This is a genomic window from Pseudomonas sp. FG47 (assembly GCF_057809115.1).
In genome coordinates this window covers 43,501-56,917 of the sequence record NZ_JBMDJI010000013.1, presented here as the reverse complement: position 1 = coordinate 56,917, position 13,417 = coordinate 43,501, and the positions used below count along the sequence as shown (strand labels likewise).

The 13,417-nt window shown below is 59.0% G+C and carries 4 protein-coding genes; 1 reads left to right on the top strand and 3 read right to left on the bottom strand.

Features of this window, described 5'->3' with window-relative positions:
- Positions 1-40: 40 nt before the first annotated feature.
- The 3 genes from ACODS5_RS12480 to ACODS5_RS12470 all read right to left on the bottom strand — a co-directional run bounded on the left by ACODS5_RS12480 (position 41) and on the right by ACODS5_RS12470 (position 12,764).
- Positions 41-3,427 carry a hypothetical protein gene (locus ACODS5_RS12480; RefSeq protein WP_489108808.1) on the bottom strand — a complete coding sequence of 1,129 codons (3,387 nt, stop codon included), beginning with the start codon at positions 3,425-3,427 and terminating at the stop codon, positions 41-43.
- Between the two features lie 72 nt (positions 3,428-3,499).
- Positions 3,500-8,116: a Tc toxin subunit A-related protein gene (locus tag ACODS5_RS12475; protein ID WP_489108807.1), complete on the bottom strand. Its 4,617-nt coding sequence runs from the start codon at positions 8,114-8,116 to the stop codon at positions 3,500-3,502.
- Positions 8,117-8,147: 31 nt separating this feature from the next.
- Positions 8,148-12,764 carry a Tc toxin subunit A gene (locus tag ACODS5_RS12470; protein WP_489108806.1) on the bottom strand — a complete coding sequence of 1,539 codons (4,617 nt, stop codon included), beginning with the start codon at positions 12,762-12,764 and terminating at the stop codon, positions 8,148-8,150.
- Between the two features lie 208 nt (positions 12,765-12,972).
- On the opposite strand from ACODS5_RS12470, the gene ACODS5_RS12465 reads away from it, so the two are divergent.
- Positions 12,973-13,269: a DUF2388 domain-containing protein gene (locus tag ACODS5_RS12465; RefSeq protein ID WP_489108805.1), complete on the top strand. Its 297-nt coding sequence runs from the start codon at positions 12,973-12,975 to the stop codon at positions 13,267-13,269.
- The last annotated feature ends 148 nt before the right edge of the window (positions 13,270-13,417 follow it).

Here is a 13,417-nt window from a genome sequence, read left to right as displayed (position 1 = left end):
CGTTTAGCGCAGGCATGCGCCAAGGAGATACAATCGCGCCTCAAAGCACATGAAGAGTCCCAGCCTTGATCGGTGTTTTGAACAGTGAACAACTAAAGCTCAACTCCCCCTTCCCGCCATGTGCCGTGCCAGTCACACGCCACAGGGTAGAATCCTTTGTCGCATCCACTGCATTGTTCCCGCCAAGCTCTGGCACCGCCTTCCAACTCGTCGGGTACTTGTCATCTTTGATTGTCAGCACCAGGCTCAACTTAAGCGCTGCCAAAGGCGAATTCTTCTTATGCTTGACGAGCAGATCGCGAGGCAGATGGCTGATAAGAGGTTCATAATCAGGCACCCATTCTATTTCTTTCGCCAAGTCATTCGACATCAATACCGCCACGGGTAACCTGAGCCGCTGCGAAAACTTCTCCAGTTCGAGTTCCAAGTTAAAAATTCCACCCGTTTGTGTCATGGGTTGCATTTTCCATGTCACGCCATTTAATTCAATCGCATTGTCGCTGCCATAGCCTGGCGTGGGCTTTATATCGCCGCTGCGCACCCCACCATTCGCTACGCTGACAAAATGTAGTTTCGCTTTGAGGCCCAACTCATAAAGCGCACTACCTTTGCGGGGGATATACTTAATCTCGCCCATTTCTTCCAGCCAGAAACATCCGCCTGCCAAGGCCTCAAAGCCGGTCACCAGCAGCTGACCTTCCTCCCCCAGGTTTTTGGCCACCACCGCACATTTTTCCCACAGCAGTGGTTTTTTAAACTGCGGTATCGTGACCGACAGCCCAAACTTTCCGCCCTTTTCTTTCCCGGTAATTTTCCAGGCCAGCTCGTCGTTGCCTAGCGTTCTACCAATGGTATAATCAGGATCCGCGCTCACGTCTGCCGCAACAAGGTCGCCGCTCTTGACAAACTCGAGCGCCACCTCCAACCCCGCCACAGCCAATGGGCTTTCAGGACGGGCCTTCAATGTCAGCACACTGGCTTCCTTGCTCCAGTAAATATCGATGCCATTGATGTTGTCACCAGCCGATGTCAAGCCGGCCTCGTCCGCCAGATCTTCAGACATCAGGATCGCATCGCGCACCACACAGGGCTGCACAAACCCGTCACTGCCCAGGATTAAGTTATACTTACCGCTCGGCAGTACTCCAGCTCCCCGTTTACCCGTCAATTGCCATTGCGCGCGCCATTGCTCGGCATCCTCCGTCAACCTTTGCGGTACTTCATAGCTGGGGATCGCTTCGACATGTTCTTTGCGCGTCGTATCGGTTTGTTCGTCGAATTGCAGGTGGTAATCGAAACCCAGCCCTGCCACCGGGCTGTCGCTCCTGGCCGTAATGCTCAAGGTCTGCGCACTTGCCGTGTCGCCATACCAGAGGATGAACGGTTTCGTGGCGGACGATTCGCCCAGCGTGATCACGAACTCATCCTCCAGACGCGGCGAGATCATCGCGCAACGCGGCAAGGTGACCGAACCTAGGCCCATGGTCTCGATGTGCAACTTGAACCAACCGCTTTTCGGTTCGCCGGTAAGCGCCCACTCGGCAGTCCCAGCCACGAACGGAGCCCACGTGGTAAATGCGGAATCGGGCTTGATATCCCCGGCATCCAACGCACCATCCTTTTCGAACACCAGGCGCGCCTCGAGTGGCAACTGGGTCAACGGGCTATCAGCCAAGGCATGCAACGTCAGGGTATAAGCAACACCTCTGCGACAGACCGGCGCGGCGAAAGCTTCGAGCTCCTCCGCCAACGGACGCATCTGCACGCCCTTGAGCCCGAAGCCTACTTTCAGATCTTCAACCAGCGCTTGCAGCGTAAAGATGCCACGCTCAGTCGAGCCAGCCGTAATCGTCCACTCCAACCCGGTCGTAAGCATCTCCCGTGGCTCATTGGAGCCCAGGTCGATCCCCAGGTTCTCACCCTCCGCCCAGTCCAGCCACACCTTCTTCCCAAGGAAGTCCTTTTCTTTATCTTTGGGGCGCAGCGTCAGCGTGTATTGCTCCCCGCAGATCAACTGCAATTTCCCCCATTCGAACGCTTCGATCCGCTCGCCATCGAGCAGGAACTCCATTTGCGCAGGCCATGGACTGGTCTCGAAAACATTGAATACATGAGTGGCTCTGCTTGGCAGGCCGAAGACATCGGTACACTCGGCTTCGATCACCATCTGGCCGTTGCTATCGATATCCTCGCGGGTCGGCGGGTACTCAAATAGCGACTGTCCCTTGTCGTCTGTGACGATCGTTGTGTAGTCACTGCCATTGATTTTCCAGTGCACCTCGATACCTGCCAGGCCAGCGTCGGAAAATGGCGACTTCACCCTAGCGGTCACTTGTGCTTTATCGCCCTGGTCGATTACCAGCGCGGCATTGCTGGCATCCAGCTTGCCGATGGCATGTCGGAAGTGGCCGATCTGCACCGCAAACGAATGCTTGGGGGCCACCCAATAACTGCCAAAGCCAAGGGTGGTCGCACCGGACTGCAGCCAAGATCCGTCGCTCAGCTCGAGTTGCCAATCTGTATCCGCGCCAGCGGACAACGGCTGGTAGGAGTCGAGCTTATCGGCGTCGTTGACATTGAGTAATGGGCTCGTCGTCACGCCATAGCGCTCAGGTGGCAAGCTGCTCTCACCCAGCCATTGCAAACTGCAGCCCTGTTCTTCCCAGGCATCATCCTTGGCAACCTGTACGCTCAAGATCGACGAGGTACCATGACACAGCAGATAAGGTGCCTTGGTCTGATCAGGCACGGCCGCGTCAGGGTCATCGGTGCGCAGCGTCAGTTTCTCCAGGCGGAGCTCGCCAAGGTGCGCATGCAATTGCACATCGGTGAGGTACAGATAAGGCGCACCGTTTTGACGGGGTGTTTCGAACTGTACCCGGACACGTTCTAGCTTTTCCGTTACCTTGCTCGTATCCAAGGCTGATGGCGTCAGCCTTTGCCAATCACGTGCCTGTTCCCGCTCTCCTGCCGTGCCAAGGCCTTGCAAGGGCTGACGCAACAATTGCTCGCCGACTGCATCGCCCCTTAGCGCCCAGACGGTCACGTAGCAGGTGTCGAAACGCTCGACATCGTACTTGCAGCCAAAGTAGTACACAGGTTGAGCCTGGGCCCCGGGCTCATAGGCAATGGGCAGATCGATATCCTGTCGAACCCAGGTATCCGCGCCAATTCTGATGTAGGGATCGTCGGCTGGCCCGGTCGAGAAACTCGAGCTCTTGCATAACCAGGGTTTGTTCGCGGCCGTTTGCCGTTGTGAGCGGAACGACCCCAAGTCCAGGAGTAAGCGCAACACGCGCATGAACCATGCGCCCAGCCAGTCAATGCTGTCCGGTGGGAAGTTAGGCGCCAGGACAATATTGTGACCCGGTGTTTTCGCAGCATCATCGACGTTGTTGGCGCCTTGCAGTTCATTAATGTTGGACATGTCCGTTCCCTTGTTCCCAATCCGTCATCGCCGGTTTGTTCGCGCCAACTGGAGCGCCGAACCTGGTACTTTTCAATAAGCCGCAGAATCACTCGCTACCCTCGGCGACACGGTCTCGAGCAACTGTTTAACGTCCTGTTCAAATTGTCTATCTCCACGCAAAGCGTAATAGGCGACATGGACGATGACGTCGCTCAGACTCGCGAGCATGCCGCCTTGACGGTCATGCAGCGGCAAGTGCAGATGCCATGTCGACACTGCCCCGCAGCCCTCGTACGGTAGGTAGCGTTCATCGGACGGGTCGAAGTTGAACATTCCGGTGTCACGGTCTGCCATGGAGTGACAGGTACGCTGCCCCGGACGCAGGCTCAGCCTCACGTAGCGATCGTCACCCGGGTCTGGAGTTTTTGCCGAAAGGTGCTTCACGCCGTCGATATCCGCCTCGATCAACAACCGACTTTGGCTTTGGCGCAACTCGACGCGTACATTCTCGTAGGGGCCCAGCAATGCCGGCATGCTCAAGGCCACACTGTGCAATCGGCGTTGGTAATGACCGGGGTAGTCTTGGTTGTAGAGGTCTTCGGACAGCGTGAACCACAACTCGCCTTTGCCGGTGAGGATCGATTGCACGGTGTCCTTTGCCGGGTCATACGCCGTACCGTTCTCATCGCACACCAAGCCCTCCTGGAGCAATGCTTGCAGCGACACGTCCTTGCGGATCTCCAGTTGCCGCTCATTACGCATCAACCACTCTTGCAGCAAGCGCTCCAGGTCCATCTTCAGGTCGCCGAAGGCATTCAGGCCGTAGCGGTCGGCGCGCCACACCACCGGACGCAGGATCCGCGTGTCATAGCGACCGGTTTCGAATTGCCAACAGGCCTCGGCGGCATTGCACAGGCTGACGGCCACATCGAAACAGGTCGCATACCAACCAGAGGCCTGCGCCCGTAGCCAACTGTAAAGCGACGCGCTGGTCGACTTGTTCTGATAGAACTCGTGAAGCTGCTGGGCCTGTGCCAGTAACTGACGGCTATGCAACAGCGCGCGGTTGGCAGCCAAGGCGGCGTGTTTCTGCACCTGCAGTTGCTTGTCGATGGCCTGCAGGTTCTTTTCCGCCAGGCGCAGTTGCAAGCGCCAATCCTGCTCACGACGCTGGTAGCCTGCCGTTTCGCGCAGTATGCCCGCCGCAACGTCCGCGGCGCCCGCCAAGATCTGCCCGCCATAACCCAAGGCCATCAAGGCGGCGCCGAAATTCATCCCGCCATTGGCCAGCCCGAATACATTGGGCGCCATGGTCAGCATTTGCCCGGCCGACTGCAACACACCAGCACCCGTAGACGTCCACCGGGCGTGGCCAGTCAGGACCATCGCCGCGATTTCCTGGGCACTCAAGCCTTTTTCGAGCAGGGCCTGGTAATGATCGCGTTGCACTGTAACAACACTGCGCTGTGCTTCCAGGGCCTCCAGGGTTTTCGCTTGCTGTTCGTAGAGCTGCTCCTGAATACCGATGACATAACCGGCGATCTGCGCAGCATGCTCGAACTGCAAGGCTTCGAGCTGGGTGCGCTCCTCCATCTCCATGAAACCGCGCAGTTGCTCGCCGAACTGCATCAGCGCCGTCACGGTCTCCTGGGCTTTGGCAACCACCACGCGGAAGCGGTACGGCGGCACCAGCATGCGATGACCTTGCAGGTGCGAGGGGCCACCAGCACCACCCATGCGCGCCAACAACAGGTCGAAGGGATTGGCCACCGGGTCGTACAACGGCAGTTGCATCAGGTTGCCGTCGATACTGAGGAAATGCCGCAGGTTGTATTGACGATGGTCGAGCACTTGCCATACATCCAGCAATTGCTGGTTGATGGGTAGCCGAAACGCAGGATGCGCCGCTGCGCCAACCCAAAGGAAGGTGTCCAGGCGCTTGGGCAGGTCCGCGGGCTGCACCGCCTGTTCGTGGCGCAACAGCGCGTGCTCATCGAGCCCGGCCTTGAGCAGTTGCGCGAGCGTTTGCGGTTCCCAGGTGCTGATCGTTCGGGCATCAGGGGTCTCGCCCATCAAGTCCGAGGCTCGGCGATACAGGTCCCAGGCCCTGGCCAGGCTGGCGCGCGTCTGCTGACGGTATTCCAGGTCCGCTTCATCGATCAGCAACTGCACGTACTGGATGAATACTGCCTTGCGGTAATGAGAGGGCGCGTGCAAGGCAATGACGTGGGGATCGACCAGCTGATGCTCGAGGCCGGGGGCGTCGGTATCGTCGTGCAACAACCAGGCACACCCCCAGTAGTCGACGCCCACCACTTCGGTTGGTGGCTGCCGGCGCTGCGGATTGAAGATCAGCCCCAGCCAGTCACGGGCCTCGGCGAAGCGCTGTTCTTCCTGCAAACGCGAGGCGATGGCATGGGGGACATAGAAAAACAGCTCGCGCAGGTAAAGACCGTAGGCATCGAAATAACCCAGGGCAGGATCCTCGTCGCTACGCTGCCAGCCCAAGTAGGTATCCCCCCGGAGCGTTGGCTTGTAGACAGGCTCACGCAGGTGTTGCGCTTCCCAGGCAAACACTGCCTGGGGCGAGACTTCGGCTCGATTGATCAAGTCCGTGACTTGCTGCGAGTTGAGGCGAACGGTCAGTTTGTTTGCCGAACTGCCTAGATTGTCGAAGACCAGGAAATCAACGCCGCTGCCCTGCGATTCGAGATAGGGCACCCAGGCGCCTGTGGGGTCTGTATAGACGGCCACGGTCACGCTGAAGTCGTTATCCGGGCTGTTGTCTGCGCTGGGCCTCCAGGTGACATTGAGTGACCCGAATTGCGAGACTTCATATTCCAACCAGTCCGTGGCCGCGGCACCGTTGAGCTTCAGCTCATTTTCCCACTGCCTGGAGCCTATGCTCAGCTTCATTTTTTCGGATGAATCGTTTTGCGGGTGCACCGTGATGAAGTTGTTGCCGTTGACCAGCGGTGTCCAGTCGCCGCCGCCGACCTTGAACGTGAAACCCGCACCGTCTTTGATTTGCTGCAAGGTATAGGTGGCAAGCTGACGCGGGTTCTTCAGCTTGACCGGCTTCTGGGACTGCGACCAGCCATAAGCGGTGCCATTGAATTCGTCCAGGATCAGCTCGGTTGCCAACTCGGCGTGCTTGAGCACCACCGCCAACCCCTCTGTTTCCTTGGCAAGGGCGCAACTGAACCGCAGCTCATTGTTCGGACCGGTGCTGACTTCAACGCGCACCTGATTGCCGTCCTCAAGGGTTGTGACGTGAGACAGGTACACCCATGCCGGCTGCTGAACTGTCCGTACTTCACTGCTGCGGCCACGCAAGGACAGCCAGTGCTTCGCGCCGCGCTGTTCGAGGTAAGCCTCCAGGCTCAGGTAGGGGTTTCTAGGTTTCAATGGATCAATTGGAGGATCGCGCTTGAGGGACGTAAGCTCATAGTCGGCGTCCGCAAAACGACGCTGCAGGTAGCGCTTGCCGGCGTGCGTTTTACTCGAGGGAAAGAAGTAGTCAAACAACTTGTTCCTGGCACCAACCCCGAACGCGTCGCCTGATATGACACGCTTGAGCACATCACGCTGAAGGCTGAACACTTCCGTGGCGTTAGCCATCTCGACGTTAACACCGAACTTGAGGGCAACGAACATCTGGTCATCACTGCCACGAACGCGCTCCACCGCCGTGGCCACGAGTTGCGTGACGAACGTGGGCGCCAGCTCTTCGCCGTCCTTCTGCTTTACCGTCACAAACTCATCACGCGCCCACAGCACCTCCGGCGCGGACCACTGCTTGTCCAGGCCCACATAGATAAGCTGCAGCTTCAGCGGGTAACGCCAGAGCTTGTCCGGATCCTTTGGCGGATCCTTTGGCGGATCTTCAGGCGGCTCCACCGGCACCTCGACACGCGCATCATGCTGTAGCCAAACCAACTGCAACCGTCCAGCAAACCACAGCAGCCGTGCCTCGAGCAGCGTGCCACCCGTGGCCACCTTGATCTCCTGCCATTCGCTCCAGGCATCCGGCAGGATATGCGTGGAGCTCCGATCCAAGCGTACCTTGACCTTGCGCCAGTAGTAACGAGGCGGGCTGGCGTTGTCGCTGCCCAGCAAGTAATAGTCCGAGTTGGCAAAGGTATAGCCGGTATAGTGGTCGCCATCCTGGTAGCCCCCCCGATAGTCGATGAAACCGGACTGGGCACGGATACTGTTTTGCTGTTCATACCCTTTAAGGTAGGTGCGCACGGCAGTGTAGATCGTCTCGTCCTTGAGGCGTCCCTGGCCTAGATCGACCGTCAACTGCTTGAACAACTCCGTGGCATCCAGACGCAGGTCGTAGCGAATGTAGTTTTCTGGGTAATCTTCCAGTTTCTGATACGCCGCCCACATCGAGTAATTCGACATGGCCTGTTCCCAGAACACTTTCAGTTCCGCAGGGAAGTCCGCGTCGTAACCGGGCTCGATATTGTCGAAGATCGAGTGGATATGGCTGACCGTGCAGGCCTGTGCCTCGGCCACGAAACTGGTGGTGACCGCCGACGTGGCTTGGGTGTCGGTCTTGAAATAACGGTCCAGATGATCGGGCGTGATCATATTCAACCCCGATACGCCCAGAATGTCCGGCATGTAATGGTGCATAAACAGATCGCACAAGGCATCCCGCTCTTGCTCGTTCAGTAGATTGCGCAGTGCTGTGTCCATTTGTGACCTCGCAAGATGCTGCAACGTTGGCTTAGCGGGGGCGCGCCGTTGCAGGCGCCTCGGCAGCGGGTATCACCGTGATCTGGCACGGGATGCTCTTCTGGGCATGTTCGAAGCGGATGGCGAAGCGCGTCGTGGTGGTGAATTCCAAATCCACGTTTTTGCTTTCGATTTTCCAGCGTAGCCCGGGCTTGCCCTTCTCGAGCTCAAGCCATTCGCCAAAGCCCTTGTCGAATTCCAGACCCAACGACCCGGCGGAGGGGCCTTCTCCGGATGCAAGGCGCACGCGCTCCCCGAGCTCCAGCAACCGATGCCTATGGGGCATGATAAAGTCCAGGTAGTAGGTTTGGATGCCCCCTTCCGGCTCATGGAGGGTGAACGACGGGCCTTCGCCGGCCGGCTCTTCTCCTTTGAACCATTCGATCTGATCATCCAGGGCAGGCACGATCGGAATTGACGGGAAACTATAATCGGGCCTCGAACCCCACTCACGCAGGTGTCCACCCATCTCCTGCGTTAATTCCGGTTCTCGACGTGCAATGAACTGTGCGTGGGCATAACCATCGGGGCCAACCACGGCATTGACAGCACCTACGCCACGAGTAGAAAAGATCACGGGGAAATTGACCACTGGCCGGCCATCAGAGCTGAACACCTTCACGGCATACCTGACAACATCATCGCCTTCGCGTACCGGCCATGTTGTCGGATCAACCCAATCGATCTGCGCGACGTCTTTCAAGACGTCTATCGCCAGACTGCCCTCCGAATCCGCGTGGCCCCCTTCAGGTTTTACGGTGACCGTCAATGTACTGGCAACGCTGGCGACCAGCGTTGCGCTAACCCATCCCGAGGCATCGCTTTCACTGCGCGCGTCTTTGATAGTCATACCCGCCGGCACATCCCAGGAGACGACTATTCCCACGGCCGGTTCACCATCCAGGCTAGAGAGCATGGCCCGAACCATTATGTCTTCGCCAACAACGGCATGGGTGTTCAGCTTGAACACGCTTACATACGGCTGGTCGGCAAAACCCACGGTGACTTCCTGCAATGAGTTTTCGATAGCCGGGCAATGGTAGAGAACGCCCCCTGTCCCTTTGCCAAGGCCCCTCACCCTGACCGTACTGAAGCCCTCATGATCCGTAAGCGTGCGCCCGGTGCTATCGCGGAACGTCCAGTCATCCCTTTGCGTGGTCCAGATGACTTCCTGGTCAGCCGCCGGGTTTGCGTGTATGTCCATCACTCTTACACGCAGCAAGTGAGTGCCCCGGTTGCCTGCCAGTGGCCAGGGCTCACGGGGACGACTCTCAAGATCATCCAGCACCAGGTTGTCAGCATCGTAGCCAACGGTCACCGCAGTGCTCACCTGCCGACCCAGCAGGTACGTCGCGGTGATGGTGGCTACACCCATCCTGCTACCGGCCTCAAACAGGACTTTGGCTACGCCATCGCTGTCGGTGTAGCTGAAGTCGTCCTTCAAGATCCCCAGGTTGGTAGCCCAGTTCACACGAACACCCGAGACCGGAACCCCATCCCTGTCGAGCAAGCTGAAAGTGATTTGCGTGGCGGCAGTCACCTTAGGGTTGGCGATGAGATAATCTTGCCAGGGCTTGCAGGACGGCAATTGGCTTTGACGCAACTCTGCGTCGTTAACCGCTGCGCTGACCGGGCGTTCCAGGCTCACCAGCATTTCTTGCGCAGCCTCACGGTAAAACTGGTGGTTGTCATGCATGCCGAGCCGGCTCAGTTTCATCACCGACGCGGCGCTCAGGCCGGTCTTTGCGCAAAACTGCTGGATACGCGCCACCATCCACAACTGCGCCACATTGCGCACGATGCCATCGTCGCTGGCCTGCTTGGCAACGTCGAACACTTCGTTGATACCCCAGCCCAGCAAGGCAGCCACTTCCTCGGCGGCAGCCTCGCGCACCAAGCGCAGTTCGTTTCCACTCAGCGGGCCCAGCTCCTCGATCAACCTGAAGTAGTCCAGCACAGCGTCTTCGCTTTTGCGTGCCTGACGCACACAGCGGGTATAGCGTGACAGGAAGTACAGGGTGTGCAGGGTCAGGTCGAGGGAGAGAAGGCTGAAGTGCGTACGCTGTTGGCGTGTCAGCAGGCTGGTGAGCATTGCCGGACTCAAGTCGAACTGCACAACGACCTGTGCCAGCCGTTGCATCCGTCGCACCAACGGTAAAATGTCCTTCATCGTCTCGGAAATGCGGCGCGTGGGGACGAATTCGACCGCAAAGGCCAACAGCTCATGCACCGTACCAGCGGCCCAATACAGGATCGGCACCGCCAAGGTCGGGTCAACGCCAAGCAACTGGGAAACACTCTGCTGTACCAAACCCCACTGCTGCGTGCGAACACGCAACACAACGCCCAGGATCAGCTCGACGACCCGCTCGCTATCTTCGTCACCCAGCTCGAGCTCGACCACCACCTGGATTTCCCGCTTGGCAAAGTTCTCGTACAGGACCGGGTCGAAATCCTGCGTCCCAGGACCGCTTCTGATAACCAGGCCGAGGGCATCGACGACCCTTTCCAGCTGGGCTTGCCAACGCTTGCCCTCCAGTGCTGGAACGCCAGCCTCCAACAACAGCTTGTCAATATCCGTGAACGGCGACACCTGGTTGGCCAACTCGATGAGCAACTCGCTGACCTCAACCGGAATGACATCCAATGTTTCCAGCGGCATGAGCTGCTGCACCAGCCAGCTAACCTGCAACCCTTCCTCGCGACACCACAGCACGCATTGGCTGACTGCATGAATGACACTGACCGTGTCGGTGTGCGAGGAAGACTGGTACGGGGTGTTATGCACCTGGCCGGTCAACTGCTTGAGGACCCGACCATCAGGGCTAAGCACTTCTAGCAAGGCCAGCAGCTCGATCACGCTGATACCGAGCAAGCGGGCCAGCAAGGTCACCCGGTAGAAGGTGCTCACCGTTTGCACGGAGCGTTTCAACACCGATCCCTCATGGAACTGCATGATCGCCCGCGCCAGGTAGCGGAACGCCTCCATGTTCAAGCGCAGGCCCCGGCACAATTGCTGCACAGTCCGCATGCTGTCGTCGTCGCTGCCCGCCAGGCTGAACGGCTCGTCGTCCAGCACCAGCGGTACGCTGTCGTCGAAATTGAAGACCCGATCGAAATGGCTGGGTGTTTCGCCTGGGCCGTACACCGCGATATCGCCAAGCAAGGTGGCGAAGTCCTCTGCCGTGCAAGCGAACTGTTCCCGCAGGTACTGGAACAGCCCCAAGGCACGAAGGCTAGCGGTGCCAATGCGCAACGGCGTGGCCTCGACCCGGGCTCGGCGCCTCGTGGGTTCGCCACGTCGTTGCGCATCGATGACCGCGCAGAGCACCTGGTCCGCCTGCGCGGGTGACAGCTGCATGGCATTGGCCACCCGTATCAGGCGGTTGAGACGATCGCAACGTGCTGGGGTCAAGCCGAGGAAGTGGTTGTCGTTGTCATTGCTGTCCTCCTCCTTCTTGATGGGGCGTGCCACCGCGACAGGATCTGCACCATCGCTGTTGATGAAGCGTGCGCCAAACTGCATCGAGGCCTTCACCGTGGGCGGCGGCCGCAGATTGCCAGAGACTATGGGCGTATGCTCGGCCAGCGCGAACACGGCGTTCATCTGGTCTTCGTCCATGTTCAGCACTTGGCAGAAGCCCTGCGTTGTCTGAAGGTCCGCATAGCTCTGGATGCCAAAATTTTCCTTGAAAAATCTGCCATCGGCCTGCGCCTGCGCCTGATCTTCATGAAGCGCCACACCTTCACCGAAGTACGGATCGTCAAGCAGCATGCCTCGCAGGATCGGCCCCAGGCCCGAATATTGCTGCAACGCCGTATCCGACCACCGCGCATGCACGCCGGAGTGAATGAAATAAGGGAAGTCGATGTCCCCCACTGCCTCCAGGTCGCTGATATGCAACTGGTTGTGCGCCAGTACGGTTTTGACCTGTTCGGTATAGAACTCATAGGGAAACCGCTGGTAGGGGTGGCGCACCGCGAGCAGTTTGTCCTGTACCGCGATGGGGTCGTAGGTGCCGGTATCCGAGTTGCCGGCGATGGCATACTTGAGCATGTTGATGACCACCTCGACCTGGGTGACCACACGATTGACTGCGCGCTCATCGAGCACCAGGCTGAGCACATCAGGCCGACGCTGGGCGAACGTCACAGCGGTGCGCGGGTTGGCGCGCTTCTCGAGCTCACGCATGAGCAACTGCAGATCGACCAGCCAGGCCGTCGGCGAATCGGTACTTTCCATAGCACTAGGCTTGACCTGACCGTTCCACCCGTAGCCAAGCAACTGTTCCAGGACCGGCGCGCCTGGCTGCGCCAAGAGACCTTTGCGCTGGTCCCCTGCCTGGCCGCTGCCTGCGCTCAGGCGCGCCTCCCTGAACCTGCGCATCAGGGCGAAGAACGTCACATTCAAGCGCTCGCTCAGTTGCTTGGCCTGCTTGGCGTCGAGCCCTGGCAGGCGAGCCATCAAGTATCTCAGGTCTGCCCGCTGCCAATTGAACATCGAGTCCTGGACGAGGACCTGGCTATCCAACGTGTCCGGCAGGCCAGGCAGCGTATTCAGCACACGCCCCACCACCGATTCCTTGCGATTGTTGTCAGCTTTTTCCACCACCGTGCCTCCACCAATGTGCACAGGCCTACACAGGGCAGGCATCCAAATGCTTTGGGTACAAATTAGTGCCTGGAGCGCGGCAAACCTACTGGTAAAAATACTAGGTGGGGCGCCCCGCGAGGGGCCCGGGAACTCCCGGGCAAGGCTAAGGTTCTTAACAACATGCAGTAATTCCCTTGGGCTTCACCCTGCTGGAGGACTCACCATGCGCCGTTTACTGCTCGTTGCTTCGCTGTTGCTGCTCCCTGCCGGCGCCGCGCTGGCCCGCGTCGATGCCGGTGACGTCGCCACCTCGGCCGGGGTCTCCGCCTCGTTGTACTCGACCTTCAAGGACGACAAACGCATCATCCCCGCCCGCGACGAGCTAGCGGCCTTCGTCGCCAGCGGCGGTGCCATTCGTGGGGCCTACCTGGAGTCGGCGCTGGATCAGGCGCGCCAGGCGCACCCGGGCATGCAGATCAGCGACGAAGACCTGGCCCGCGCCCTGCTCTCGCAGGATTGATGCGTCCCGCCGAGCTTGCTGGCCCGGCTTTTTCGGTATTGCCCTGGACGCCCTCGTAGCCGTTGCGGCCACTGACTCGCCTGCAAACTGGCCCCCACCGGGCGTTCAGGGTCTACGCTGAACGGTTCATGACCACGCCATTCATCAT

Coding starts and splice junctions, on each gene's coding strand:
- ACODS5_RS12475 (WP_489108807.1), bottom strand. CDS start 8,116: ATGGACACAGCACTGCGCAATCTACTGAACGAGCAAGAGCGGGATGCC.
- ACODS5_RS12480 (WP_489108808.1), bottom strand. CDS start 3,427: ATGTCCAACATTAATGAACTGCAAGGCGCCAACAACGTCGATGATGCT.
- ACODS5_RS12465 (WP_489108805.1), top strand. CDS start 12,973: ATGCGCCGTTTACTGCTCGTTGCTTCGCTGTTGCTGCTCCCTGCCGGC.